This is a genomic window from Nocardioides sp. Bht2 (assembly GCF_047308515.1).
In the GTDB taxonomy this organism is placed as follows: Bacteria; Actinomycetota; Actinomycetes; order Propionibacteriales; family Nocardioidaceae; genus Nocardioides.
This window is the reverse complement of sequence record NZ_JBLBWI010000007.1, coordinates 75,154-100,276: the sequence shown is the minus strand read 5'-3', so window position 1 is coordinate 100,276 and position 25,123 is coordinate 75,154. Positions and strand designations below refer to the sequence as shown.

The window sequence follows — 25,123 nt, the reverse complement described above, 5'->3', positions numbered from 1 at the left end:
TGCCCACCATGAGCACCGACCTCGGCGTCCCCGCCGTCCTGAGCCCCGACGAGGCCGAGCGCGCCGTTCGCCTGGCGGCACCGCGCGGGTACTGCGCAGGCGTTGACCGCGCAGTGATCACGGTCGAGAAGGCCCTCGACCTCTACGGCGCCCCGGTCTACGTCCGCAAGCAGATCGTGCACAACAAGCACGTCGTCTCCAACCTGGAGTCGCGCGGCGCGATCTTCGTCGAAGAGCTGGACGAGGTCCCCGTCGGCAAGACGGTGGTCTTCTCCGCGCACGGCGTCTCCCCGGCGGTGCACGCCCAGGCGGCCGAGCGTGAGCTCAAGACGATCGACGCGACCTGCCCGCTGGTCACCAAGGTGCACCACGAGGCGAAGCGGTTCGCCGCCGATGACTACGACATCCTGTTGATCGGTCACGAGGGCCACGAAGAGGTCGAGGGCACCGCGGGTGAGGCGCCTGACCACATTCAGCTGGTGCAGGGCCCGTGGGACGTCGACAAGGTCGAGGTCCGCGACCCGAACCGGGTCGCCTGGCTCTCCCAGACCACCCTCTCGGTCGACGAGACGTTGGAGACCGTCGCTGCCCTGCGCAAGAAGTTCCCGGCGCTGCTGGACCCGCCGAGCGACGACATCTGCTACGCCACCCAGAACCGGCAGTTGGCCGTCAAGGAGATCGCTCCCGACGCCGACCTGGTGATCGTGGTCGGCTCGGCCAACTCCTCGAACACCGTGCGCCTCGCCGACGTGGCGTTGGAGTCCGGCGCCAAGGCGGCGCACCGGGTCGACGACGCCTCCGAGATAGACGAGAGCTGGCTCGACGGCGTGAAGACCGTCAGCGTCACCTCCGGCGCCTCCGTCCCCGAAGAGCTGGTCCAGGGCGTCCTGGCCTACCTGAGTGAGCGGGGCTTCCCGGACGCCCAGGCCGTGCACACCGCGGAGGAGTCGTTGATCTTCGCGTTGCCTCCCGAGCTGCGTCGCGACATCCGCGCCGCAGGGGCCGCTGCGCGCAACTCCTGAGCACCCGCAGGGCCCACCGCGTGACGCCCTTGTGATCTGCGTCACCTTCGTCCTACTCTCGGATGAAGGTGTGGCCGCTGGTGGGTCGCGTCGTGCATCGAACGGTGGTTGCGGGGGCTGTTCGAGGCTTCAGTGGCACCGTTCGGGATCGAGCGAGCTCCAGCGCCGGCGGTGCCGTGGGTCTTCGGCATCGGCCGGGCGCGAGGGAGAAGCGCGGTGGAATTCAGCTCAGCGGAGTCCGAGGCGATCGCCCGGATTCTGGAGCGGGGCCTGGCCCAGGCTCAACGGCTGAGTGGCCTCCCGGTCGCCTTCGCGGGCTTGGTCGCCCCTGACGACCAGGAGTTCTCGATCGTGGTCCTACGCGGCGTCGACACCGACTCGCTGCTCAATCTGCAGGTGCAGTTGGGTGAGGGGCTCGGCGGGATGGCGCTGGCGCTGCAACGGCCGGCGTCGGTGATCTCCTATCCGCAGGCGAAAGGGATCACCCGGACCTACGAGCATGCCGTCGCCCCGGAGCGGCTGCAGTCGATGCTGAGCGTGCCGCTGGCGGTCCCGGGGCGGAGCCCGGTGGCGGTGCTCTACCTGGCCGAGCGCCAACAGGTGGGTATCGGTGAACGGATCCAGGAGAAGCTGCGTCCGTTGACCAACCGGATCGCCTTCGACCTGCAGGTGGCCGCCGACGTCGAGCAACGGATGAGCGAGCTGCAGCGCGACCTGGCGCGGATGAACGTGGCCGAACGTGGCGACATCCGCGGCGACCTGGCGGATCTGATGGCGGCCACCTCCGACCCGGGGACGCGGCAGGGGCTGAGCGAGCTGCTGGGGAAGATCGCGCCGCCGGCACCGCGCCCCGAGGTGCTGGTCGCCTCGCCCCTCACCAAGCGGGAGACCGAGGTGCTGACCGAGGCCGAGCACGGAGCCTCCAACCAGCAGATCGCTGCGGCGCTCGGGGTCACCGAGAGCACGGTGAAGTCGTATATGAAGTCAGCGATGGCGAAGCTCGGTGCGGAGAACCGGGTCCGCGCGACCCGGATCGCTCGCGAGCTCAGCTACCTCGACTAGCCCCGCCGCTCACAGGTGGGCGTCGGACTCGTAGTCCTCGGTCAACCCGTGGGGAGTCTTCTCCCAACGGTGTGGGTCGCCGATCACCTGGTACGCCGCGCGCCAGGCCGCGAAGCTGTGCAGCAACCAGTAGATCGGCGAGAAGATCGCGAAGACGCCGATCCGCCAGTTGTAGCGCCAGGTGGCTGCGACCGCGGCGGTGCTGATCATCAACAGGTTGCCGAAGACCATCGTGATCACGCTGGAGGCGACGACCCACGACGGCAGGTCGAGCCCGATCGCCTGGACCCCGACGTAGGTGGCGAGGCTGAATCCCAGCGAGATCGGGTAGACCAGGAAGGCCAACGGGGTGGCCAGGATCAGCCCGACCATGCCGACGACGCCGCGCCAACGGACGTCGCGCGCGAACTGGATCGGGTTGCGGGTGTTGACCGCCGCGGTCACGATGTAGCCCTTGATCCACCGGGTCCGCTGCCGGATCCAGGCCGCCGTCTGCGAGCATGCCTCCTCACCGGTGGTGGAGTCGATCACCGTCACCCGGTAGCCCATCACCGAGGCGCGGAGTCCTAGGTCGGCGTCCTCGGTCACGTTGAACGGGTCCCAGGCGCCGAGCTCGCGGAGCCGATCGGTGTGGAAGTGGTTGGAGGTACCGCCCAGGGGGAGCGGGATCGACGAGTCGTCCATCCCGGGCAGCATCGCTTCGAACCAGTGCGCGTACTCGACGGCGAACATCCGGGTCAGCACGTTGTAGTCGGCGTTGAAGTAGTGCAGCGAGGCCTGGACGACGGCGAGCGGCTTCTGCGACGAGCCCAGCTCGGTCCGCTCGAACTCGTCGCGTTCGAAGGCGGCCACGGCCTTACGGAGCTGGAGCTTCTCGGGTCGGTCCTCGGCGTCGTAGATGACGACGTACTTGCCCCGGGCGAAGGAGAGACCGTAGTTACAGGCCCGTGGCTTGGTCTGCGGATGGCCGGGCGGGACGATCACCAGCCGGATGTACTCCGGCGGCCGCATCGCCTTGGCGACCTCGATGGTCTCGTGGTCGTCGGCCTCCATCAGCAGCAGCACGTCGAGCTTGCTCTTGGGGTAGTCGAGCGACCCGATGTTGGCGATCAGCTTCTCCACGATGTTGGCCTCGCGGTAGACCGGCATCAGGATCGTGTAGATCGGCAGGTCGGCGTCGCTGGCCCGGGAGCGCCAAACCGGAGTGAGGCCGCGGCGTTCGCGTTCCTCCATCTCCCAGAGCTCGTTGCGCAGGATCCGGCGTCGACGCAAAGGGGCCCGGAGCGCGGCGACGCTCTTGAACAGGATCGCCATCAGGAAGACGACGTTCGCCACCGTGATCACCATCGCGAAGGAGGCCTTCGGGGCGAGGACCAGACCGAGCAGGATGACCAGAGCGATCAGGATCGGTGCCCGGATCTGCCACGGTGTCAGGCCGTCGCGCGCCGAGTGCAGCGGGCTCTCCTCTGCCAGCTTGTCCTGCGATTCGAAGAGCAGGTCCTGGCGGTTGGCGTGCTCGACGGCCTGCCAGATGTCCCAGTCGGTGGTGGTCCGGAAGCGGATCTCGACGTCGCCGAACCGGTCGGTGATCTGGGCCCGCAGTTCGGGGCCGGGCGGGGTCGCGGTAGCGACGGTCAGGGTCTTACCCAGTTGGTGGTGCGGGACCCAGCCCTCACGCAGCAGGTCGCTGTAGGCGACCTGGTGCAACAGGGTCGCATCCGGGGGAGAGGCGATCAGGTTGACCAACGGCGCATCCCACGAGTCGGCCAGGGTCTGGTAGAGGTCGAGCCGCTTCACCGCTCCCGCCAGGATCAGCTGGGAGCCCAGCGTGCCGCCCTCGGTGCGCTGCCGTTCCAGGGCGTCGTCGAGCTGCTGCTGGGTGATCATCTCGCGCTGTAGCAGGGCTTGGCCGATCGGAAGTGCGCTCATCGGGTGGCCCCCTCGGTGCGACGGTAGATGCCGACGTTGTCCACGGCGTAGACCAGCTCGTAGCGGGCGAAGAACTGCGGGTCGGTGGCCAGTGCTTCGGTGACCAGGTCGATGGAGGCGCGGGTGCTGGAGGAGACCAGTTGCTCACGGTGCATGACCACCCAGCGCACGTGGTTGGCCGGGTCGGCCAGCACGTCGTCGAAGATCTCGCCGGACGAGCGGTTGTAGTACTCGGTCAGCGGTAGCTCGACCAGGGGCTGGAAGGCGAACTCGTTGCCGGCGCTCTCGTCGAGCAGGATCTTGCCGCCGTCGTAGGCGTCGGCCAGCCAGCGTGCCGCGTCGCGGGTGTGCTCGGCGGCGCGGGCCACCTCCCGGCCCTCCTGGATGATCGTCATCCGGTCCTCGGGCGCCGCCGCCCACCAGGTCACCTGCCAGGTCAGGGCGAGCGCGATCACGACGCAGGCGGCCCCGCGCAGCGCCTGGCGCGACCGCCACTGGCCGACGAGATAGCCGGCCAGTACCGCGACCCAGGGCACCGCGGAGAGCACGTACCGGTTGTTGTACGCCCCGGTCGGCAGCGAGCGGTCGTTGACCATGATGTGTTGGCCGGTGGTCAGGCTGAAGAGCAGGAAGGCGGTCGCGGTGCCGAGCAGCCAGACCACCAGCGCGTTGTTGTTGATGCCCCAGCGGACCGTCATCACGCAGAGACCGACTCCGGCGAGGAGCAGCGGCACGATCCCGGAGGTCTCCAGGATCGCCCAGGAGAGGACCTGGAAGGAGAGCCCGAAGTTGCCCTTGGTGGTCAGCTGGCCCTGTTCGATGAAGACCTCGGTGAAGGCCGCCGCCGAGTAGTCGCCCTGGAGGAACTCCAACGGGTTGCCGTACCAGGCAGCGTTGTAGGACAGCCACCACGCCACCGCCGCGGCCGGCACGGAGGCGAAGCTGGCGATCAGTTGCAGCGCCCTCTTGACGCTGTCGCCGCGGCGTAGGCAGACGAAGGCCACGAAGATGCTGCCGCTGATCACCAACGCCCATGCCTCGTAGCGGGTCAGCACACCGGCGGCGGCGGGAATGCCGGCGAAGACCGCGAGCTCGCCGCCGCTGAGCCGGCGGTTGCTGCCCGCCCAGCCGGCCAGGCCGGCGACACAGGCCGTCATCGCTGCGATCAGGACCGGCTCGGTCAACGCGGTGGTCGAGGCGTAGAGCAGGCTCAGGTTGGTGAAGACGATCCCGAGGCCGACCAGGCGCCCGAGCGCGTCGATGCCGATCCGCGCCATGATCCGGTAGACCCCGGTCGCGGTGATCGCGAGACAGATCGTGCCCACCACGCTCGCCGCCACCCCGGTGCTGAAGAGCCACAGGTTCATCACCAGGGGCAGCAACAGCAGGTGGGGGAGCGGCAGCCAGACGGTGCCCAGTTGTTGCAGGCCTGGCGAGTGGCTGTCGAGGATCCGGCGCGAGATGGTGAGGTGCGCCATCGCGTCGCCGTACTCCATGTTGGTGCCGTTGCGCACCGTGTACACGGAGGCGGCGGCACCGATAAGGAGTCCGAACACGAAGACCCAGCCGGAGCCCGCGATCCTTCGTCCCACCGGCTCAGCACCGAACGCGCGCCATGCTGTCGAGAGCATCACTCGTCCCGGTCGGCTCGCTCCTGGGCATCGACGAGGCGGCGCACCCGGTGCTTGCGGCTACGCGAGATCAGGAAGTTGACGCCGAGCAGCAGCACCAGGACCCCGGCTCCGCCGATGAACCACCAGGCGTTGCTCCGACGCTCGTCAGCCACCTCGTCCTGGGGCACGACCGCATTGCTGTCGAGGGTGAACGGAGCGGTCCGGCTGGTAGCGACCAGGACGTCGTCGGCCAGCGTGGTCCAGGGACGTTCGACCACGGTGTCGGCGGCCTGGCTGATCAGCGGGTCGACCGTGCTCGCGTTGCTCTCGGACCAGCCACCCAGCAGCAGCACATCGCGCCGCTTCACATTGACGGCCTGGAGTGCGGCGTACGGCTGGTCGGTACCGACCTGGAGCTCGCTCTCGACGTAGTCCATCAGCCGCATCCGGTCGAGCCGCAGTGGAGCCCGGAGGGTGGTGCTGTCCTGGTGGGTCGCGCCGAGCAGGATGCCGGACTGGTTGCCGGCGACGAAGGTGTCGGCGTCGGTGACGGAGACGGTCAGCTGGCGGGCCGCGGCGCGCTGCAGCGCGACGAGCAGGTGGGCGGCGTCGCTGGCGCGGGTGATCCGGACCGATCCCTCGCCGCGGATCGCGACCGGGACGGTGCTGCCCAGGACCTGCGGGAAGCGGGCGAACCCACTGACCGAGCCGGAGCCCCGCGAGGCGCGGAGCTTGGACTCAGCGGTGTCCAGGTGCAGCTCGAGGGGGAGATGGCGGCCGGAGCCGACGCACTGGTCCTCGGCCGGCATCCCGGTCATCCGCAGCTCCATGCCGTTGTCGGCGCGGAGCTGGTCGCCCTCGATGGTGGCGTCCAGTTCGAAGCTGGTGCCGCCCGCCAGCTGGGTGGAGGCGACGAGCGCACCGTTGAAGAGCAGGTCGAGCTGGAGCTGAGCGCCCTTCGGCAGCGCCGTGTGGGTGCCCTTCAGAGCGATCTCCAGCCCGTCGATCGGGCCGCCGAAGGCGTCTTGGCGGACCGTGACGTAGGCAGTGTTGGTGCCGTACCCGTTGAGCGTGATCGAGTCGCGGCCGGCGAGCTGCGCCAGGTTGCGGATCAGGTTGCGCCCGTCCGCCACCTGGCTCGAACCCAGGCCGCTGGTGACGGCGTCGTCAGCGAGGGAGAGGGCGGGCGAGGCGAGGGCGCGGGCGGCCGCGGCCAGCTCGTCACCGGCACCGGTGATGACCAGGTTCGGGACGCCGTCGCGGCTCTCGATGGTGGTGGTGACCGGGTTGGGGCCTGCCTGGAAGCTGACCTGTCGGACACCGGTGGTCGCCTTGGCCTGCGGGTCGGTGCTCAGTTCCACCACGGTGTTGGCGTCGTAGCGCTGGGCCAGCGCACTGACCGCGTTGAGCCCCGCCGCCAGGACGTCGTCGCCGGCGGCCTTGTCGACGACCACGTCGACGGCCGGGCTGTGTACCGGGAAGAAGGAGCCCACGGTGGTGGGTGCGGTCTCGTCGCCGTTGGCGAGGAACGAGATCTGTTCCAGCCGTGCCGTCGACGGCGTGACGTAGCGGCACCGGTCCGCGTCGGCGCCGGGATCGAGGATCTGGCTGATGGTGACTTCGATGACGCCGTCCGGGGTGACGTCGCCGCGCCGGAGCGGGACGCTGATCCGCTCGCTGGCTCTGGCGGGCGCATTGTGGACCTGGCGGCCGGCGACCGTCACCACGACCTGGGTGCCGGTGGGGTTCTCGACGACCAGAGTGGCGTTGAGCTGCTGGGGGTTCAGGCCGTCGGGGACGGCGATCTCCATCCGGCCGGTGGACTCCGGCACCGCACTCACGGTGTCGGAGACGGTCACTTCGGTACTCGAGCCAGGAGCCGCGGGCGCCGCCATGGTGGCGGGTGCGGTGGCGAGGAGGGCCACCGCGGCGACGCAGGCAGCAAGGAGGGGGAGGCGACGACGCATGCTGAAGAGTCCTTAGCAGGGGACAGAACGCGCGGCTCCCTCCCCCGAGGCGCCGCAGGCGTGATTCTAGCCATGTGACGCATGTGGTTAGGCTCGGGTCATGGCTCGCTACGTCGACGTTCACCCCGAGAACCCCCAGCCGCGGCTGGTCGCCCAGCTCGTCGAAGCCCTGCGCGACGATCAGCTGATCGCATATCCCACCGACTCGGGCTATGCGCTCGGTGCCCAGCTGGGGAACCGCGACGGACGCGACCGGATCCTGCGGATCCGCGATCTCGACGACAAGCACCACTTCACCCTGATGTGTAGTGACTTCGCGCAACTCGGCCAGTTCGTTCAGGTCGACAACGCGTCGTTCCGATCGATCAAAGCCTGTACTCCGGGGCCGTACACCTTCATCCTGCCGGCCACCCGTGAGGTGCCGCGGCGGTTGATGCACCCCAAGAAGAAGACGGTCGGGGTGCGGATCCCCGAGCACACCCTGGTTCAGGCGTTGCTCGCCGAGTTGGGGGAGCCGATGCTGACCAGCACCTTGATCCTGCCCGGCGAGAGCGAGCCGCGGACGATGGGCTGGGAGATCAAAGAAGAGCTCGACCACCAGGTCGACATCGTGGTGGAGGCGGGGGAGAGCCCGGCCGTGCCGACCACCGTGGTGGATCTTTCGGAGAAGGTTCCGGAGGTGCTCAGGGTCGGTGCGGGTGATCCGAGCCGTTTCGAGAGTTGAGCGCGGCCAGTAGTTCGTCGGCACCGAGCCCGTGGACCTCGGGCCGGGCCAGGATCTCGGCAGCTGGCTGTGGGGCCCCGAACCTGAGGCCCTGAGCCAACGGGACGGCAAGCTCGTGGGCCAGCTCGAGCTGGGCGCGGGTCTCGACTCCCTCGATCACCGCGACGGTTCCGAGGTCGGCCAGCATCTGCGCCACGTGCGGCAACATCACCGATCCGCGCTGGCCCATCCGGTTCAAGAAGGAACGGTCGAGCTTCACCCAGCGCCAGTCCCATTCGCTGACGATGGCGAAGCTGGCGTGGCCGGCGCCGAAGTCGTCGATCGCCATCTCGATGCCGTCGTCGCGCAGGCTCTGGGCCAGCTCGTTGTGCAGGGTGTGCCAGTCGCCGATCTGGCGTTCGGAGAGTTCCAGGACCAGGTCGATCGGCAACCCGCGGTGCCTGGTGCGCAGCCAGTCCAGGGTGGGATTGGTCGAGTTCAGCTGCTGGAACTCGATGTTGAGCGAGAGGGCGAGTCGGCGGCCCAACTGCTCGGAGAGTTCGGCGACCGTGCTGATCGCTTGCTCGGCGACGATCTCGGTGATCTCGTCGAGGATGCCGAGCCGCATCGCGGAGCCGATGATCTGGAGCGGGGAGAGCTGCCCGAACTTGGGGTGGGTACCGCGGATCAGGGCCTCGTAGCCGTAGAGCCCACCGGTCCGCAGGTCGACGATCGGCTGGTAGGCGACGCTGATCCCGCCATCATGGACGAGGTCGCGGATCAGGTCGATCTCGCCGGCCCAGCGGGGCTGGTTGTACTCCATCGCACGGGCCTTGCGGAGCCGCATGTCCTGCTCGGCCTCTTCGATCAGCTGATCGTGCGTCTGGGACCCAGAGGCCTGGGCCGCAGGTTCCTGCCCCTTGTGTGTCGGGGACTGGTGGGGGTGCGGCTCACCGGAGATCGCGCTGCCGATGGTGGCGTTGACCTGGAGCACCCAACCGTCGACGGTGATCGGTTGCCGGATCGCGGTGGCGATCCGGTGCCGCGTCGACTCGACGTGCGCGGCGCTGTGCGCGTTCTTCATCAGCACCAGGAACTCGTCGCCGCCGAACCGGGCGGGGGTGGTGCCGGGCCCGAGCGCCGTCAGTAGCCGTTGGCCGAGCTGACGGACGACGACGTCGGCGTTGAAGTGACCGAGGTGCTTGTTGATCTCGCCGAAGCCGTCGACGTCGATGAAGAAGACCGCGATCCGTTCGCCCGGTGCGAGTTTGCTGAGTGTCTGCTCGACGGTCTCGGTGAAGTGGGGGAGTCGCCACAGGCCGGTGAGCTCGTCGGTACGGGCCGCGTGTTGCAGGCGCTGCTCGTGGGCGGCCTGGTGCCGTGAGGCGTCCGCCATCGCGACGAGTGAGCGGGCCAGCTCCTCCTCACGCTTACGGAAGGAGAGATCTCCGCGACCCCGTCGCAGGACGAGGAACCGGCCGTCGTTCATCGGGATGCTGAGTGAACCGCGCGGGCCGGGGGTGCGGGCGAACCGGGCTCCGCGGGCCCTCGTCCCGTGCTCGGCCGAATGCAGGAGCATGTCGTCGATACGTCCGCTCGGCCAGGGCATCGTCGTCGCGGCGCGGGTCAGTTCGGTGACGCTGAGACTCGCGGTGTCGAGGGTGGCGATCAGCACGGTCAGCCAGATCAGCAGGACGGCGAGGAGGAAGGCGGCACCGACGCGCGGGGTGAGGTCCGGGCCGTCGGCGAGCAGGCGCAGGGTGGCGAGCAGGCTCGCCGAGTAGAGGAGCGCGACGAGTGCCCAGAGCAGGCTCTTGAGGTTGAGGTCGTTCTCGCGTCGGCCGTCAGGCTGGGCCTGGTTGCGGGGAAGGTCGAGGAGCCAGACCACTACGAGGTAGGCACCGATGCCCGCGATCACCCGGTCGTAGGGATGCGGTGCGAAGTCGATGGGGGCGGCTACCTCTACCAGCACGAATCCGGCGATGATCTGGATCGCGGTGCGGGGCGCACCGGTCAGCGGATCGCCTTGGAAGAAGGGATAGCTGGCCGCCAGGATCACGGCCCACAGCGGAAAGATGTGGCTGGTCCGCTCGAAGTCGCTCGCGTACAGAACCGCGGGCGCGAGTCCGATGGTCGTGGAGTACGACGAGGCCGCCACCGGCATGCTGTGCCGGACCAAGACCGGGATGGCCGCCAGACCGACCAGCGCGATCAGGCGCAGGTCGGGTAGCTGGTCGAACCATTCGACGAAGCCGAGGAAGACCAACGCGGCTGCGAGGCCGACCAGCGCGTAGTCGTAGGCGACCCGGGCAGGGTGCTGGGCAGAGACGTTCATCGACCGTTCTCGGGGTGGTGCAGGGGCCGATGCAGGGTCAGGAAACGCTGCCGGATGCCGAGGGAGGTCAGGCAGAGGGCGAAGCCGATGGCAAGCGCCCCGGCGTGGTGGGTGAGTCCGCTGACCCAGGCTTGGACCACGCCATCGCCGGAGTGGGCGATGGTGCCCGGTCCGACGATGGCGAGGATGAAGAAGGTCACGATCATAAGTATCGGCGGGAACATCGCAATCGTGAGGAAGTCGCTCGGACGGACTCGCAGCGAGACGAGAATGCTGACGACGACGAAGGCGATGTCGAAGATCCATGTGATCTCCTGGCTGATCACCAGGTTCGCGACCGTGGCGACGAGGGTGAGAGCGGAACCGAGAAGGACTACCTGGCGACCGGGTTCGGTGCCTTCCTCCCAGATGGTTCGCGCTCTCGTCACGCTTCACCCTAGCGGTGATAGGCCCGAAGACGAGGGACGATCCCCGTGGCGAGACGAGCGCGCGTCGTCGAGGTTGCTGAGATTCGGGTGCGCTGAGGAGAGTTCGGGGGCCGTCAGTGGCCGGGGTTCCTCCTTGACCGGAGTCGGCTGATCGAGCCTGCCCCGACTTCCGACGCCGAGGTCGTCGAAGTTGCGCGCCGTCACCAGAACTCGGTTCTCCAAGGAGCCGACCGTCGCGTTGTAGGCCTCGACCGACGACTTCAAGGAGCGGCCGAGCTTGTCGAGGTGTCCACCCATCACACCGAGGCGGGCGTGCAGGTCGCGCGCCAGCTCGTGGATCTCCCGGGCCCGGTCGGCGATCTGTTCGTGGCTCCAACCGAGGGCGACGGTCTTGAGGAGCGCGATCAGCGTGGTCGGGGTGGCGAGCACCACCTGACGTTGGGCGGCGTACTCCAACAGGGCGCGGTCGGCGTCGAGGGCAGCGGAGAGGAAGGACTCCCCGGGGAGGTACAGCACGACGAACTCGGGGGAGGCCGGTACCGCACGCCAGTACTGCTTGGCGCTGAGCGCGTCGACGTGCTGGCGGACCTGGCGCGCGTGTCGCTCGAAGTGGTGGAGCGCGGTGTCGGCGTCGTCGGTGCTGGTGGCGTCGAGGAACGCGTCGAGCGGCACCTTGCTGTCGACCACGACGCAGCGGTTGCCGGTGAGCCGGATCAGGAGATCGGGGCGCAGCACGCCGTCCTCGCCGTCGAAGCTGGCCTGCTCGGAGAAGTCGCAGCGGTCGACGAGCCCGGCCAGCTCGACGGCGCGGCGCAGCTGGAGCTCGCCCCAACGGCCGCGCACCTGGGGTTTGCGCAGCGCGGTGCCCAGGGCGGTTGTCTCGCGGCGGAGCTCGCTGGCGCTCTGGCGGACATCCTCGACCTGTTGCCGCAACTGGGCCTGGCCGGCTGCCCGGTCACGTTCGAGGGCGGTGAGCTGGTCACCGAGGCGGGCGAGGCCGTCCCGGACCAGGGCGTCGTCGCTGATCCGACGTTCCAATGCGGTGACGGCAGCCTGCTCGGGGAGGGCAGGAGCGACGATGCGGTGCCGCAGGGCCATCGCGCCGGCACCGATCAGCACACCGAGCACGACGCCGAGAAGTAAGAGCACGATCTCCATATGGCCTAGCCTGCCTGGGGCCTCCGACAGAACTCCGCAGCACCCGGCGGCAAGGGCGGATCAGCGGGGCACGGGGACCGAGTGCATGCGCCGGTTCCCGATCACCGTGCAGCGGATCTGGGAGCAGGCCCAGACTGAGAAGACCGTGTGGTCGCCGTCCGGATTGACGATCTCCAGCATGCTGATCTCCGCGGCGTGCGAGACGGTGCTGAGGCTGACGGTCCAGCCGGAGTCGGTCATGAAGTACGGCGCTGCCGCACGGAACATACTTTCGAGGGCGGTGTTCACCGTCGGGTGGTGAACCGCACCCAGTGCGGTCACTCCAGGTGAGGTCGTCGACGCCATCACTGCGTGGAATCCGGTAGCCATAACCTCAACCCTGCAACGGGTCCGACCGCCCGCGGGCCGGTTTCGGTGCGCTGGCGACAAGTAACCCCAGAACTTGTCATGTCAGCTACAAAACAGCCGGCTGTCCAGCAGCCGACCGGCTCGGCATCTCTGCCCGATCGGCCAACGTGGTTGGGTCTTTGGACCCGGACCGGCTAGCCCCGCAGGACCGCCGAACGGCCTCAGGCCAGGTCGACGATCACGGGTGCGTGGTCCGACGGCTTGCCGTCGCCGAGTGCCGGGTTGCGCTCGTCGAGGTCGACGAAGGCGTGGGTGACCCGGGCCGCCAGGGTGGGGGAGCCGAGGACGAAGTCGATCCGCAGGCCACGGTTCCGTTCGAAGCGCTGACGGTAGTAGTCCCAGTAGGTGTACGAGTCCGGGCCGGGGGTGTGCTCCCGGGCGACGTCGACGAAGCCGTCGTCGAGGAAACTCTGGAACGCGGCGCGCTCGGGCGCGGTGACGTGGGTGGAGTTGCGGAACTGCTTCATGTCGAAGACGTCCTCGTCGCGGGGCGCGATGTTCCAGTCGCCGACCAGGGCGGTCTCGCCGTCGATCCATTCGCCGGCGGCGGCGCGCAGGCGCTCGAGCCACTCGAGCTTGTAGGTGTAGTGCGGGTCGTCGATCTTGCGGCCGTTGGGCACATAGAGGGACCAGATCCGGATGCCGCCGCAGATCGCGCCGATCGCCCGGGCCTCGGCAGCCAGCGGCTCACCGAAGTGCGGCATCTCCGGGAACCCGACGGTCACCTCGTCCAACCCGACCCTGCTGATCAGCGCGACGCCGTTCCACTGGCTGAACCCGGCTGCGGCGACCTCGTAGCCCATCGACTGCAGGCCCATCAGGGGGAGTTGCTCCTCCTTCGCCTTGGTCTCCTGGATGGCCAGGACGTCGACGTCGTGGCGCTCCAAGAAAGCTTCGACGCGACCGATGCGGGAGCGGAGGGAGTTGACGTTCCAGGTGGCGATACGCACCCGGCGAACTCTAGTTGAGGTGGACCGCCGCTGACGGCGTGGGTTCGAGGCCCCATGGACGACGCCTGAATGTGATCTGTAACTCATTGTTCGAACTCTCGTTACTTGTACATGTCGATGATTCGCGCGGTCCTCGTCCGCCTGCTTGCGGTCGCCCTGCTGATTGCCGTTCCGAGCCTGGCGTCGCCGGGCTCGCTGAGTGCTGCGGCGCCGCCGACAGCATGGGAGCCCGGACCGGCGACCTATGACGTGGTGGTCACCGACGACATCCCGATCACGATGCGCGACGGCCGGGTACTGCGTGGCGCCGTCCACGCTCCGGCGGACCCGGCCACCGGAGAGGCCGCGCCAGGGCCGTTCCCGGTGATCCTGGTGCAGACGCCCTACGGCAAGACGATCGACGGTCAGGTGAGCGAGTACCTGATCAAGCGGGGCTACATCTTCCTGACCGTCGACGTCGCGGGCACCGGCGGATCGGAGGGGCAGTCGCAACTCTTCGGCCAGGTCGAGGCCGAGGACGGCGCCGAACTGGTCGACTATGCGGCCGCACTGCCGAACAGCAACGGGAAGGTCGGCGCGACCGGCTTCTCCTACCTCGGCATCGACCAGGTCTTCACCGCCTCCGAGGTCGGCCCGGGGTCGCCGCTGAAGGCGATCTTCCCGGTCTTCACCGCGGCCGACCCGTACCGTGACCTCTTCGTCAGTGGCGGTGTGGTCAACATGGAGTCCAGCCTCGGGCTGATCGCCTCCTACTTCGGGCTCCGCACCTTCAGCCCGTTGCTGGAACGCCGCAGCAACCCCTTCGACGCACTCCGGCTGGCGCTCTCGCACGGCCTTGCGGCGATCCCCTTCGAACTGACCACCGGTCTCAACGTGCTCTTCCAGCAGGGCCGCGTCTACGACTCGGAGTACTGGCAGCAACGGGCTCCGCAGCGGGTGCTGCAGAAGGTCGTCGACAACGGCGTCGCGGCCTACGTGGTGGGCGGTCAGTACGACGTCTTCCAGCGTGGTGAGCCCTTCTTGTACAGCGGATTGCAGAACGCGGCGGCGGGCCGACCGGTGAACGCGCCGATGCTGCCGAACCAGACCCCGACGTCGAAGTACCAGTTGCTCTGGGGGCCGTGGGACCACGGCAACCAGGGTGAGGGGATCGATCTCGAGCGGATCAAGCTGGCCTGGTTCGAGTACTGGCTCAAGGGTGTCGACACCGGCATCGCCGACGTCACCAAGCCGTTCGAGGTGCTGGAAGAGGGTGGCGCCTCCTACCGCGTCGGTTCCTTCCCGTCCGAAGCCGCGCAGGTGCAGCGGCTGCACCTCTCGCCGGGCCAGCGGTTGACCGCGGGGCAGGTCGCCGGCATGAACCAGACGATCTGGTTCAAGGGCCTCTCCCTGGCCTGCAACCAGGCGATCAACCAGTGGGCGGCGGGCGCGCTCCGGGCTTTCGTGGACTTCTGTGGCTCCGCGCCTCTGCTGCAAGGGCTTCTGGATCTGCTACAGCCCGGCGACGCCACCTACGACACGGCTCCGCTGACGGCGCCGCTCCGGCTCTCGGGGCCGATGTCGCTCACCTTGAAGGCGACTTCGAACCGTCCCGAGACGATGTTCGTCACCGAGGTCTACGACGTCGCGCCTAACGGGTCGCAGCGGCTGATCACCGGTGGCGCACAGTTGGGTTCGCTGCGTGCCCTGGACACCCAGCGCAGTTGGGCCGCGGGCAACGACTGGATCGTGCCGTACCACCCGCTGACGCAGGCATCGGCGAGCCCGGTGCCGACCGGCGCCACCACCCGCTACGACATCGAGATCCGGTCGTCGTTCGTCACTGTGCCGGCCGGCCACCGGCTGCGGCTGAAGGTGAAGACCGGCGATACGCCGCACCTGCTGCCGCCGCCGATGAAGTTGGTCGAACTGTTGGGCGGTGCCTACACCGTCCAGCCGGGCAGCACGTTGAACCTCACGGTCGCGAACTGAGGTCGGCGCCGGCCAACTCCGCGGCGGTGGTGATCGGCGTGATGGACCGGAGCAGCTGAATGGCGACGCTCCGGTCCACATCGCGCAGCTCGACGTGCTCCTCGCCGGCTGCGGTGGTGGCGACCAGGGTGACCAATCCCTGACGTCGTTGGAAGTAGCTCTGCTTCATCACCCAACCGATCACCCCGCCGTGGGCCAGGACCGTGCGGATCCGGGTCAGGGTGCCGCGACCGACCACCAGATGGGTCGGCGTCATCAGGTGGCCCAGGTGGGCGTAGCGCATCGCGCCCAGCAGAACGCCGAGCGCTGCCGCGCCGAGCACGATGAGGATGGCAGGGAGGACGGAGATCACGTCGGCCGCGCTCGCGAAGACCGCCACCGGTAGCAGCCAACCTGTGGTGACCAGTTGGCCACGCACCTGGCTCCGGCGGCGCGCGGCGCTGCCATGCGGCGTCAGCGGAGCGATGAGCGGAGTCCTGAACTGCGCGTCGTCAGCCTGCTGATCGCCTTGTGGCGCAGGGGAAAGTGACTCGTGGAGGGCGGCGTCGCCAGCGGCCAGGACGGCGGCACCCACCGTCCGGGAGACCTCGAGCGGGCACTGCGGCAGGACCGGATAGACACCCTCGTTGAGGCCGGTGACCAGGGACTTGAGTTCGGCCCCGCCGACGGCGCGGAGCAGCACCGGCTCACGCACCTCGACCCCGCGGATCCGGACCTCTTCGACCGTGGTGGAGGAGGTGGTGAAGAGGCCGCGGGTGAGCACCAGATTGCCCTCGTGACGGGTCAGACGGAGGTCCCACCAGGTGATCAGGTAGCTCGCGGCGGTACCCAGACTCCACACCACCAGCAGGACCACGACGATCACGAAGCCGACCAGCAGGATCGATCCACGGACCACCCAGTCCCAGATCTCCTCGCCGGTCTCCATGACGGGCAGGTCCAGTTGGGTGAGGACACCGAGGAGGCCGGCGACCACAGCGAGCCGGGCCAGACTGAAGGGCGCGAAACGGGCCCACCGTGGGTCGAGGGTGGCCAGGACGACCGGCGGGGCCACCTCCTCTACCGTCGGGCCGGGGCGCGGTGGCAGCGTCGGATCGTCCGACGCCACCGCTTCCGGTAGCGCGGTGGCGGCGTCGTTGCGCGCGTCGACCCGCCCCAGCAGCAGGCGCCGCAGTTCCTCGGCCTGGTCGGCGGAGAGCGAGTCGAGTTCGATCCTGCTGTCGTCGACCCCGGTGCCCACCTCGACCTTGCGGAGGGCGAGCAGGCGGTGCAACAGCGACGCCTCCAGATCCACCGAGCGGACCCGGTCGATCGGTGCGGTGAGTTGGCGACGGTTGAGCAGTCCGGTGTGCACGACCAACCGGTCCGGCTCGATCCGGAACCTCGTGGTCAGCCAGGGCAGCACGCCGAGTGCCACCGAGCCCAGGATGAAGACCGGGGTGAGCAGCAGCAGGGCCCGTGGCTGCTGGCTGCCGATTCCGATGAAGGCGACCAGTGCTGGGACGACGAACTGGCGAGCGGCCCGGAACGGCCCGATCAACAGGACACGTGGATCCAGGCGTTGCCACTCCTGTTCCTCCGGGGTCTCGGGCGCGGGGTCGGGGAGTTCGCTCACGTCGCGTCGCCTTCGCTGGCGGCGGTCACCGTCGTCAGGTGGGCGACCACCTCGCGGGCAGTGGCGGTGTCCAGACCCTCGATGGCGATCGCCCCGGCGGCGGAGGCGGTGGTGACGGTGACCGAGGCGACGTCGTAGAGCCGCATGATCGCGCCCTGCTGCAGGTCGACGGTCTGCACCCGGCTCAGCGGCGCGATCGCGACGGCGACGTTGAGCCACCCGGTCCGGGTATAGACGGCCTCGTCGGTGACCTCCCACCGGTGCACGCGATAGCGCAGCCCGGGGGAGACCACGGCGTAGACGATCTCGGCGAGCAGCACGACCGCGGCGAGCAGCCAGGCCCACCACGGCCAGGACGGCAGGAAGATCCAGAGCCCGGCCACGATCAGTGCGGAGACCAGGACGCCGAGCCAGGCGGTGGTCCGCCACATCCGGACGGCGTCGGGGGAGACCTGGTGCAGGGGCTCGGGCAAAGTGCTCACGCGCCCATCCTGCCTGGTGACCGATCAGTTAGAGTTTCCACGATCCGTCGGACGGTGCTTCGTCCGACGCCCACCATTCCCGGACTTGGGGCGGTTGATCCACTGCGTACGCGGCTTATCGCGGACGCTGTCCCGCCCTGCCCGCGAGCCGAGGAGCTCGCTGACCTCCGGAGAATCAGTGAACCGTCTGTCCCGTCATGCCTTTGCCCTGCCTGCTGTCGTCCTGCTCGGTGCCGCCCTGCTCACCGGGTGCGCCGAGGACAAGAAGCCGGAGACCAGCTCCGGCGACGCCGTCGGCTACCCGATCGACGTCGACAACTGCGGCACCCCGGTGAAGCTCGACGCCGCCCCGCAACGCATCGTGACGATCAAGTCCAGCTCCACCGAGTTGGCCCTCGCGCTCGGTCTCGGCGACAGGATCGTCGGCACCGCCTTCAGCGACGGGCCGTTGCTCGACGCCTACGCCAGTGAGGGTGCCGCGCTCAAGAACCTGTCTGACCAGGCACCGTCGAAGGAGGTCGTGCTGGAGGCCGAGCCCGACTTCGTCTTCGCCGGCTGGGAGTCGAACCTCGCCGCCGACACCGCGGGCAAGCGCGATGACCTCGCCAAGCTCGGCGTGGCCAGCTACGTGGCGCCGTCCGCCTGCCAGGCGCCGGAGTACCAGCCGAAGAAGATGACCTTCGACCTGCTCTTCGACCAGTTCCGTGAGGCCGGTCAGGTCTTCGGCGTCGCCGACCGCGCCGAAGCGTTGATCAGCGAGCAGGAGAAGGAACTCGCCAAGGTCCAGAAGGCAGTGGCGGGCACGACGGCGCTGTGGTGGTCCTCGGGTGAGGACACCCCGTTCGTCGGCGGCACGATCGGTGCCCCGCAGATGGTGTTGGACGCCGTCGGGCTGGAGAACATCGTCACCACGAAGTCGACCTGGACCTCGTACGGCTGGGAGTCGATCGTCGACGCCGACCCTGACGTGATCGTCCTCGTCGACGCCGCGTGGAACCCCGCTGCGGCGAAGATCAAGACGCTCGAGAGCTCGGCAGCGACCAAGAACCTCTCCGCGGTGAAGGCCAAGCGGTACCTGGTGATCCCGTTCCCGGCAGCAGAGGCCGGCGTCCGTTCGGTCGCGGCCGCTGGTGACCTGGCCAGCCAGCTCGAGACCCTGGGTCTGCTGGAGGACTGAGCCGATGAGCGCGCCGTCCCTGCAACGACCGGCCCCCCGCGCCTCGGTGCGGGGCGCCGTCTTGCGCGACCGGCCGCGGACCGCCCTCGCTCTGGTGATGCCGCTGCTGCTCCTGGGCGTTCTCGCCTCGGTGATGGTGGCGGTCACGATCGGTGCCGCGGACCTGAGCGTCCGGGAGGTGTGGTGGTCGATCGGTGACCACCTCAACCTGATCGACAGCGACCTGAGCCTGCTCCGGGACGGGATCGTATGGGAGATGCGGCTGCCGCGGGTGCTGACGGCGGCAGCGGTCGGCGCGGGACTGGCGGTCAGCGGTGCGGTGATGCAGGCGCTGACCCGCAACCCGCTGGCCGATCCCTACCTGCTCGGGCTCTCGGCGGGAGCGTCGCTCGGTGCAGTCCTGGTGCTGCTGACCGGCCTGGCCGTCTCGGTGACGGTGGCGGCGTTCACCGGCGCGATGATCGCCTTGGTCGGAACGTTGATGCTGGCGCGATCTCTCGGGGTGATCACGCCGAGCCGCACCGTGCTGGCCGGCCTGGCGGTCTCCTCCTTCGCCGGCGCGATCACTTCGTTGGTGATCTTCTGGAACACCCAGGGAGACTCCTACCGTCAGATCCTCAACTGGCTCCTGGGTTCGCTGGCCGGTGCGGACTGGTCGACGGTCAAGGTGGCCTGGGTGACCCTGCTTCTGGTCGGCATCCCGGTGGTCGTCTTCGGCCGTGTCCTCGACGCGTTCGCCTTCGGCGACACCGCGGCTGCGGCGCTCGGGATCAACGTCTCGCGGACCCGGTGGCTGCTGCTCGGTGGGACGGCGCTGCTGACCGGCGCGATGGTCTCGGTCAGTGGTTCGATCGGCTTCGTGGGCCTGGTGCTGCCCAACGCCGTGCGGTTGGTGGTCGGTTCGCGGCATCGGTTGCTGCTGCCGCTTTCAGCGTTGGTCGGTGCGATCTTCATGATCTGGGTCGACACCGGTGCCCGGACGCTCTTCGAGCCGCGGGAGTTGCCGGTCGGGATCTTCACCGTGTTGGTGGGGGCGCCGATCTTCGTACTGATCCTGCTGCGGAACCGGGACCGCGCGTGAGTCGGCTCGAGGTCTGTGGGCTCTCGGTCGAGATCGGCGGACGGCGGCTGGTCGACGACGTCGCGTTCAGCGTTCCAGTGGGTGCGGTCACGGCGTTGGTCGGCCCGAACGGGGCCGGGAAGTCCACCATGTTGCGGGCCCTATCCGGCGCCGGGCCGCGCAGCTCCGGGCTGGCCTATCTGGCGGGGGAGGATCTCTTCGCGCTGGGCCGTCGCGACCGGGCCCGCCGGCTGGCTCTGGTGGAACAGGAGGTGCGCAGCGAGTTCGCGCTGACCGTGCGGCAGACCGTCGAGCTGGGCCGCACGCCGCACCAGAGCGTCTGGTCGCTGGGCAGTGCGGACGACGAAGCGATTGTCGCGCAGGCGTTGGTGCGAGCTGACGCGGAGGGCTTCGAGCACCGGCAGTTGGGAACCTTGTCGGGTGGTGAGCAGCAGCGGGTGCAGTTGGCGCGGGCATTGGCGCAGCAGCCGTCGCTGATGCTGCTCGACGAGCCGACCAACCACCTCGACGTGCGGGCCCAGTTGCATACGTTGCGCCTGCTGTCGGAGCTGACCGGCGAGGGGATGACGGTGCTGGCAGCTCTGCACGACCTGAACCTGGCGGCGGCCTTCTGCGACCACGTGGTGGTGCTCGCCGATGGTCGGGTCCGCGCGGTGGGTCCGGTCGGCGACGTCCTGACAGCGGAGCTCATCGCCGAGGTCTACGGAGTGGAGGCTGACGTGCTGACCCATCCGAGGACCGGCCGGCCGTTGATCGCCTTCTCCTGACCGCTGCCCGTTGCACGCTGGGGCGTCATACGTGGCGGGAGCGGGTCCTCGCAACGTATGACGTCGCGGGGTGCCTACGATGAGCGCGCAAGCAGCGAGGAGGACGGCATGGGCCGGATCGGGTATGTGACCGCCACGGATCGGGTGCGCCCGCGGGAGGCGGTCGACCTCGCCGTGCTCGCCGAAGCGGCCGGCTTCAACGGCAGCCTGGTCACCGACCTCTTCCAGCCGTGGCTGCCGAGCCTCGGGCAGGCACCGAACGTGTGGGCGGTGCTCGGTGCACTGGCTGAGCACACCAGCGGCGACTTCGGGCCGGGGATGGCGGTGCCCGGACACAGGGTGCATCCGGCTGCGTTGGCGCAGTCCAGCGCGACCCTGGCCGCGCTCCACCCGGGGCGGCACTTCCTCACCGTCAGCGCTGGGGAGGCCTTGAGCGAACATGTGACCGGCGGCTACTGGCCCGAAGCCCCGGAACGGATCAACCGGCTCTTCGAAGCCGTCGACCTGATCAAGCGACTCTTCGCGGCGTCGGCGGCGGGGCGCGACGTGCGCTTCTCGGGTGACCACTTCCAGTTGGAGACCACGCGGCTGTGGACCATGCCGGACGTCGTCCCGCAGGTCCTGGTGGCGACCGGAGGACCGGTGACGGCCAAGCGCGCCGGCCGGTCGGCGGACGGCCTGCTGGCGGTCGGCGTCCCGTACGACCAGGCGGCGTTGGTGATCGACCGGTTCCGGATCGGGGCGCAGGAGGTCGGCAAGGACCCGGCAGGGATGCCGAAGTGGCTGCACCTCAACGTCTCTTGGGCCGAGACCGCCGAGGCGGCGTTGGCGCAGGCGCTGGAGTGCTACCCGATCGGTGCGATGCGGTTCGCCCGTGGTGACCTGCGTTCGCCGGCGATGATCGAGCAGATCGCCCGCCTGGTCCGTCCTGAGGACCTGGCCGGGCGACTCCCGATCAGCGAGGATCCCGACGTCCACCGCGCCGAGATCCAGCGTTACCTCGACCTCGGCTACGACCGCGTCTTCGTCCACAACGTCGGCCGCAACCACGCCGCCTTCCTGACCGCCTTCGGCCGCGACGTCCTCCCGTCCCTCTAACCCCGAGGGCGCACAAATAGCCCCGAGGGCGCAGAAATAGCGCGGGACGGCGCAGAAATAGCGGACGTCGGACCGTCCGTCCCGCCGGAGGCAGCGCCGATGGCGTCAACCGGAGCCACGGCCCGTAGAATCTGCCGACGTGGCTCTCACCATCGGCATCGTCGGACTCCCTAACGCAGGCAAGTCGACGCTCTTCAACGCACTGACCAAGAACGACGTCCTCGCGGCGAACTACCCGTTCGCGACGATCGAGCCCAACGTCGGCGTCGTCGGTGTGCCCGACGAGCGGCTGGCGAAGCTGGCGGAGATCTTCGGTTCCGAGAAGATCCTCCCGGCGACCGTGGAGTTCGTGGACATCGCCGGCATCGTGCGCGGCGCATCGCAGGGTGAGGGCCTGGGCAACAAGTTCCTCTCCCACATCCGCGAGTCCTCGGCGATCTGCCAGGTGACCCGGGTGTTCCGCGACGAGGACGTCACCCACGTCGACGGCGAAGTGAACCCGGGCAACGACATCTCCACCATCCAGACCGAGCTGATCCTGGCCGACCTGGAGACGGTCGAGCGTGCGGTGCAGCGACTCGAGAAGGAGTCGCGCAAGAACAAGGACCTGGTCCCGAACCTGGAGGCGGCGAAGGCTGCTCAGGAGGCGCTGGAGTCCGGTACCCCGATCATCGCGACGTCGATCGACCGCTCGCTGCTCCGTGAGCTGTCGCTACTGACCGCGAAGCCGTTCATCTACGTCTTCAACTGTGACGCCGACGAGCTGCAGGACCAAGAACTCAAGGCGAAGATGCGCGAGCTGGTCGCGCCCGCCGAGGCGATCTTCCTGGACGCGAAGTTCGAGTCGGAGCTGATCGAGCTCGACGAGGAAGAGGCCGCCGACTTCCTGGCAGACGCCGGCGTCACCGAGCCTGGCTTGGAGATCCTGGCCCGCGTCGGCTTCGACACCCTCGGTCTCCAGACCTACCTCACCGCTGGCCCCAAGGAGACCCGCGCCTGGACGATCAAGAAGGGCGACACCGCGCCCGAGGCCGCCGGCGTGATCCACACGGACTTCCAGAAGGGCTTCATCAAGGCCGAGATCGTCTCCTTCGACGACCTCGTCGAGGCCGGCACCATGCAGAAGGCCAAGGAGGCCGGCAAGGTCCGCATGGAGGGCAAGGACTATGTGATGGCTGACGGCGACGTGGTGGAGTTCCGCTTCAACGTCTGACGGCCGCACGGCCGCAGTTCAGACCTTGGGGCGGAAGGCGGCCCAGTGCGGGCGGCACTGTTCTGGCTCCTGGCACTGATCTCCCGGACTGGGTCTACCCGATCCGAGAGGCGACGCGTCAGATACTGAGGACATGGCTCTCCCCGAGGACGGTGCTTCGCGGATTCGACGGTTCTGTGAGAAGCAGGTTCCGGCTGAGCTGCTGGACCGGGTGCGTGTGGAGCATCGCGTACGTGGTCGCGCTGTGACGATCGTCGAGTACCAGGCGCCGTGGAATCCGGAACCTAGCTCGTGGTGGATAGAGGTGCCGCAAGCTCGGATCAAGTACGACGAGCAGACCCTGGGCTGGACCTTGTACTGGTTCGACCGAAACTCCCGAGCCCATCGCTACGACCTGGTGGAGCCTCACCAGCCGATCGAGCGCCTGTCGGCGGAGTGTGACGAAGACCCGACCGGCATCTTCAAAGGCTGACCCACCGAACCCAATGGTTTCTCATTATTGACACAAAGCGGCGATTGATTAAAATGAGAAACATGCCAGCCGCTAGCCCTTACACCAGTCCGGAACAACAGGCAGATCTCGAACGCCTGGGTGCCCGGCTGCGTTCACGCCGAAAGGCGCTCGGTGTCACGGCCGTCGCCTGTGCCGAGGCTGCTGGCGTTTCGCGTGTCACGCTGCACAGGATCGAGGTTGGCAACCCCTCGGTCACGATCGGCGCCTACGTCAACGTTGCGGCCGCACTCGGACTTCATCTCGTCGTCCCGATCCTCGACGCTCCATCGGCAGACCCGGCGAAGATCACGGTCGGCGACTATCCCGGCCTTCGTGCTCTGGCATGGCAGACCGACGCCGGCACCGCGATCACCGAGACGGAGGCGCTCAACCTCTACGAGCGCGGTTGGCGACACCTCGATCACGAAGCCCTTACTGACCAGGAGAAGGCGTTCATCCAGCATCTGGCGGACACCTACAGCAACGGGAAGCTCCTTGTTTAGGCGGCTGCACCATCAACGGGTGGCCGAGGTGCTGTCGATGCTCGATGCACCTCTCCTGGCCGAGCACAACTGCTGGTTCGGAGGTGGAACGGCGATCGTCCTCGGCAGCGGGGAGTTCCGTGAATCGGTCGACATCGATTTCCTGGTCTCCGACGCGAGGTCCTACCGCGAGTTGCGCCAGATGGTCAGGAGTCACGGGTTCGAATCGCTGGCTACGCGCGAGCTGGAGGTAGGTCGAACACCTTCTGTGGACGGTTACGGAATCCGGACGACGGTGCTCGTCGCAGGGGTCGCGATCAAGTTCGAGATCATTCACGAAGGGCGGATCGACCTCGACAGTCCCTCGCCGGGCAACGAGATCTGCGGCGTTCGGACTCTGACGCGAGCCGATCAGGTCGCCAGCAAGCTGCTTGCGAATGACGACCGCTGGGCTGACACCTCGACGTTCAGCCGCGACCTCATCGACCTGGCCATGATGAAGCCCGACGCGGTTGCCCTGAAGGCCGGCGCACGCAAGGCGGTCGATGCCTACGGCAAGACGATCGGCGAAAGCCTCAACAAGGCCGTTGCCTACCTTCAAGGCAATCCACGCCGTCTCGACGAATGCATCCGAGCACTCAAGATCGAGGCGCCCCGAGCAGTTGTCTGGCAGAGCATCCGCGACCTGTCCGCCCGATCCGCGAAGATCGAAGGGCTAGGTCGGGTCTCGGACTAGCCCCCTTGGGGCGACACTCGACTTCCCGCTCGCCTGATATTGCGTACACAAGGATTACGCAATTCGAGGAGGGTGTCATGACCGCGGCGAAGGTGGGGATCAGGGAGTTCCGTGCCGGTCTGTCCGACTTTGTGGACTCCGACGTGCCTGTCGCCGTGACCCGGCACGGGCACACGGTCGGATACTTCATTCCGGTCAAGGGGGACCGCTCCGCTGACGTGGCCGCTCTGAGGGCCGCTGGCGAGAAGTTGGATGCCCTGCTGAGCCTGACTGAGGACGAGGTCGACGCTGCGATCGAGGACTTCAAAGAGTTGCGGCACAAGGGCAAGAAGAAGTCGTAGTGGCGAGCGAGAGGCAGCTGGTCCTCGACGCCCGACGTGGCGATCGCGGATCACAGAGCAGTGCCTCTTCCGGCGGTCGTCGGTAAGTTGGT

The 25,123-nt window shown here is 68.3% G+C and carries 23 protein-coding genes; 13 read left to right on the top strand and 10 right to left on the bottom strand.

Translation table 11 applies throughout. The features are described 5' to 3' along the window. Positions 1-8: 8 nt before the first annotated feature. Together ACLM5J_RS11435 and ACLM5J_RS11430 are read left to right on the top strand one after the other, a co-directional pair. Entirely contained in the window at positions 9-1,022 is a 1,014-nt protein-coding gene (locus ACLM5J_RS11435; protein WP_413656536.1) for a 4-hydroxy-3-methylbut-2-enyl diphosphate reductase, read from the top strand. A gap of 216 nt (positions 1,023-1,238) precedes the next feature. Next, positions 1,239-2,084, top strand: coding sequence for a helix-turn-helix transcriptional regulator (locus ACLM5J_RS11430; RefSeq protein ID WP_413656535.1), 846 nt, complete (start codon positions 1,239-1,241; stop codon positions 2,082-2,084). 9 nt (positions 2,085-2,093) lie between these two features. Here ACLM5J_RS11430 and ACLM5J_RS11425 read toward each other — a convergent pair whose 3' ends face one another. From ACLM5J_RS11425 to ACLM5J_RS11415, 3 genes are read right to left on the bottom strand one after another with little or no spacing between them, the layout of a single operon-like run. Continuing rightward, positions 2,094-4,013, bottom strand: coding sequence for a glycosyltransferase (locus ACLM5J_RS11425; RefSeq protein ID WP_413656534.1), 1,920 nt, complete (start codon positions 4,011-4,013; stop codon positions 2,094-2,096). Next, positions 4,010-5,644 (bottom strand): ArnT family glycosyltransferase, encoded by a 1,635-nt coding sequence (locus ACLM5J_RS11420; protein WP_413656533.1) that lies wholly within the window; start codon positions 5,642-5,644, stop codon positions 4,010-4,012. Before ACLM5J_RS11420 ends, ACLM5J_RS11425 begins: the two co-directional genes overlap by 4 nt. Next, positions 5,644-7,593: a hypothetical protein gene (locus tag ACLM5J_RS11415; protein WP_413656532.1), complete on the bottom strand. Its 1,950-nt coding sequence runs from the start codon at positions 7,591-7,593 to the stop codon at positions 5,644-5,646. Before ACLM5J_RS11415 ends, ACLM5J_RS11420 begins: the two co-directional genes overlap by 1 nt. A gap of 100 nt (positions 7,594-7,693) precedes the next feature. Here ACLM5J_RS11415 and ACLM5J_RS11410 point away from each other — a divergent pair, with 100 nt between their 5' ends. Then, positions 7,694-8,317 (top strand): L-threonylcarbamoyladenylate synthase, encoded by a 624-nt coding sequence (locus ACLM5J_RS11410; protein WP_413656531.1) that lies wholly within the window; start codon positions 7,694-7,696, stop codon positions 8,315-8,317. Here the strand turns inward: ACLM5J_RS11410 and ACLM5J_RS11405 are convergent. From ACLM5J_RS11405 to ACLM5J_RS11385, 5 genes are all read right to left on the bottom strand, one after another. Continuing rightward, on the bottom strand, positions 8,277-10,631 hold the full coding sequence (locus ACLM5J_RS11405; RefSeq protein ID WP_413656530.1) for an EAL domain-containing protein: 2,355 nt from the start codon (positions 10,629-10,631) through the stop codon (positions 8,277-8,279). The two genes, ACLM5J_RS11410 and ACLM5J_RS11405, sit on opposite strands and share 41 nt — an antisense overlap. Further along, positions 10,628-11,059, bottom strand: a complete 432-nt coding sequence (locus ACLM5J_RS11400; RefSeq protein WP_413656529.1) for a DUF6542 domain-containing protein — start codon at positions 11,057-11,059, stop codon at positions 10,628-10,630. The genes ACLM5J_RS11405 and ACLM5J_RS11400 overlap by 4 nt, the downstream gene beginning before the upstream one ends. A gap of 3 nt (positions 11,060-11,062) precedes the next feature. After that, positions 11,063-12,217, bottom strand: coding sequence for a DNA recombination protein RmuC (locus tag ACLM5J_RS11395; protein WP_413656528.1), 1,155 nt, complete (start codon positions 12,215-12,217; stop codon positions 11,063-11,065). Positions 12,218-12,277: 60 nt separating this feature from the next. Beyond that, positions 12,278-12,586, bottom strand: coding sequence for a hypothetical protein (locus ACLM5J_RS11390; RefSeq protein ID WP_413656527.1), 309 nt, complete (start codon positions 12,584-12,586; stop codon positions 12,278-12,280). A gap of 200 nt (positions 12,587-12,786) precedes the next feature. Then, a complete protein-coding gene (locus tag ACLM5J_RS11385) occupies positions 12,787-13,575 on the bottom strand; it encodes an exodeoxyribonuclease III (RefSeq protein ID WP_413656526.1) in 789 nt (262 codons plus the stop codon). Between the two features lie 111 nt (positions 13,576-13,686). On the opposite strand from ACLM5J_RS11385, the gene ACLM5J_RS11380 reads away from it, so the two are divergent. Then, positions 13,687-15,546 carry a CocE/NonD family hydrolase gene (locus tag ACLM5J_RS11380; RefSeq protein WP_413656525.1) on the top strand — a complete coding sequence of 620 codons (1,860 nt, stop codon included), beginning with the start codon at positions 13,687-13,689 and terminating at the stop codon, positions 15,544-15,546. Here ACLM5J_RS11380 and ACLM5J_RS11375 read toward each other — a convergent pair. Together ACLM5J_RS11375 and ACLM5J_RS11370 are read right to left on the bottom strand one after the other, a co-directional pair. Further along, positions 15,530-17,161, bottom strand: a complete 1,632-nt coding sequence (locus tag ACLM5J_RS11375; RefSeq protein ID WP_413656524.1) for a PH domain-containing protein — start codon at positions 17,159-17,161, stop codon at positions 15,530-15,532. The genes ACLM5J_RS11380 and ACLM5J_RS11375 overlap by 17 nt on opposite strands. Next, the gene (locus ACLM5J_RS11370; protein ID WP_413656523.1) at positions 17,158-17,643 is read right to left on the bottom strand and encodes a PH domain-containing protein; all 486 of its coding nucleotides are present in this window, start codon (positions 17,641-17,643) and stop codon (positions 17,158-17,160) included. The genes ACLM5J_RS11375 and ACLM5J_RS11370 overlap by 4 nt, the downstream gene beginning before the upstream one ends. 178 nt (positions 17,644-17,821) lie before the next feature. On the opposite strand from ACLM5J_RS11370, the gene ACLM5J_RS11365 reads away from it, so the two are divergent. The 9 genes from ACLM5J_RS11365 (at position 17,822) to ACLM5J_RS11325 (ending at position 25,031) form a co-directional block, all read left to right on the top strand. Continuing rightward, the gene (locus tag ACLM5J_RS11365) at positions 17,822-18,820 is read left to right on the top strand and encodes a putative F420-0 ABC transporter substrate-binding protein (RefSeq protein ID WP_413656522.1); all 999 of its coding nucleotides are present in this window, start codon (positions 17,822-17,824) and stop codon (positions 18,818-18,820) included. 4 nt (positions 18,821-18,824) lie between these two features. Next, complete coding sequence (locus ACLM5J_RS11360) at positions 18,825-19,901, top strand: putative F420-0 ABC transporter permease subunit (RefSeq protein ID WP_413656521.1); 1,077 nt, start codon at positions 18,825-18,827, stop codon at positions 19,899-19,901. Then, positions 19,898-20,668: a heme ABC transporter ATP-binding protein gene (locus tag ACLM5J_RS11355; RefSeq protein ID WP_413656520.1), complete on the top strand. Its 771-nt coding sequence runs from the start codon at positions 19,898-19,900 to the stop codon at positions 20,666-20,668. The genes ACLM5J_RS11360 and ACLM5J_RS11355 overlap by 4 nt, the downstream gene beginning before the upstream one ends. Positions 20,669-20,776: 108 nt before the next feature. Next, positions 20,777-21,766 carry a TIGR03557 family F420-dependent LLM class oxidoreductase gene (locus ACLM5J_RS11350; RefSeq protein ID WP_413656519.1) on the top strand — a complete coding sequence of 330 codons (990 nt, stop codon included), beginning with the start codon at positions 20,777-20,779 and terminating at the stop codon, positions 21,764-21,766. 139 nt (positions 21,767-21,905) lie between these two features. Then, entirely contained in the window at positions 21,906-22,979 is a 1,074-nt protein-coding gene (ychF, locus tag ACLM5J_RS11345) for a redox-regulated ATPase YchF (protein WP_413656518.1), read from the top strand. Positions 22,980-23,112: 133 nt separating this feature from the next. Continuing rightward, positions 23,113-23,451 (top strand): DUF3024 domain-containing protein, encoded by a 339-nt coding sequence (locus ACLM5J_RS11340; RefSeq protein ID WP_413656517.1) that lies wholly within the window; start codon positions 23,113-23,115, stop codon positions 23,449-23,451. A 62-nt stretch (positions 23,452-23,513) separates the two neighbouring features. Continuing rightward, positions 23,514-23,975, top strand: a complete 462-nt coding sequence (locus tag ACLM5J_RS11335; protein ID WP_413656516.1) for a helix-turn-helix domain-containing protein — start codon at positions 23,514-23,516, stop codon at positions 23,973-23,975. A gap of 19 nt (positions 23,976-23,994) precedes the next feature. Beyond that, entirely contained in the window at positions 23,995-24,690 is a 696-nt protein-coding gene (locus ACLM5J_RS11330; RefSeq protein WP_413656515.1) for a nucleotidyl transferase AbiEii/AbiGii toxin family protein, read from the top strand. Between the two features lie 77 nt (positions 24,691-24,767). Continuing rightward, complete coding sequence (locus ACLM5J_RS11325; protein ID WP_413656514.1) at positions 24,768-25,031, top strand: hypothetical protein; 264 nt, start codon at positions 24,768-24,770, stop codon at positions 25,029-25,031. The last annotated feature ends 92 nt before the right edge of the window (positions 25,032-25,123 follow it).

What these genes read in the sequence shown, in the direction of transcription:
- ACLM5J_RS11390 (WP_413656527.1), bottom strand. Translation starts at nt 12,586, where the DNA reads ATGGCTACCGGATTCCACGCAGTGATGGCGTCGACGACCTCACCTGGA.
- ACLM5J_RS11435 (WP_413656536.1), top strand. Translation starts at nt 9, where the DNA reads ATGAGCACCGACCTCGGCGTCCCCGCCGTCCTGAGCCCCGACGAGGCC.
- ACLM5J_RS11325 (WP_413656514.1), top strand. Translation starts at nt 24,768, where the DNA reads ATGACCGCGGCGAAGGTGGGGATCAGGGAGTTCCGTGCCGGTCTGTCC.
- ACLM5J_RS11350 (WP_413656519.1), top strand. Translation starts at nt 20,777, where the DNA reads ATGGGCCGGATCGGGTATGTGACCGCCACGGATCGGGTGCGCCCGCGG.
- ACLM5J_RS11380 (WP_413656525.1), top strand. Translation starts at nt 13,687, where the DNA reads ATGTCGATGATTCGCGCGGTCCTCGTCCGCCTGCTTGCGGTCGCCCTG.
- ACLM5J_RS11425 (WP_413656534.1), bottom strand. Translation starts at nt 4,013, where the DNA reads ATGAGCGCACTTCCGATCGGCCAAGCCCTGCTACAGCGCGAGATGATC.
- ACLM5J_RS11405 (WP_413656530.1), bottom strand. Translation starts at nt 10,631, where the DNA reads ATGAACGTCTCTGCCCAGCACCCTGCCCGGGTCGCCTACGACTACGCG.
- ACLM5J_RS11335 (WP_413656516.1), top strand. Translation starts at nt 23,514, where the DNA reads ATGCCAGCCGCTAGCCCTTACACCAGTCCGGAACAACAGGCAGATCTC.
- ACLM5J_RS11410 (WP_413656531.1), top strand. Translation starts at nt 7,694, where the DNA reads ATGGCTCGCTACGTCGACGTTCACCCCGAGAACCCCCAGCCGCGGCTG.
- ACLM5J_RS11415 (WP_413656532.1), bottom strand. Translation starts at nt 7,593, where the DNA reads ATGCGTCGTCGCCTCCCCCTCCTTGCTGCCTGCGTCGCCGCGGTGGCC.
- ACLM5J_RS11395 (WP_413656528.1), bottom strand. Translation starts at nt 12,217, where the DNA reads ATGGAGATCGTGCTCTTACTTCTCGGCGTCGTGCTCGGTGTGCTGATC.
- ACLM5J_RS11420 (WP_413656533.1), bottom strand. Translation starts at nt 5,644, where the DNA reads ATGCTCTCGACAGCATGGCGCGCGTTCGGTGCTGAGCCGGTGGGACGA.
- ACLM5J_RS11340 (WP_413656517.1), top strand. Translation starts at nt 23,113, where the DNA reads ATGGCTCTCCCCGAGGACGGTGCTTCGCGGATTCGACGGTTCTGTGAG.
- ACLM5J_RS11360 (WP_413656521.1), top strand. Translation starts at nt 18,825, where the DNA reads ATGAGCGCGCCGTCCCTGCAACGACCGGCCCCCCGCGCCTCGGTGCGG.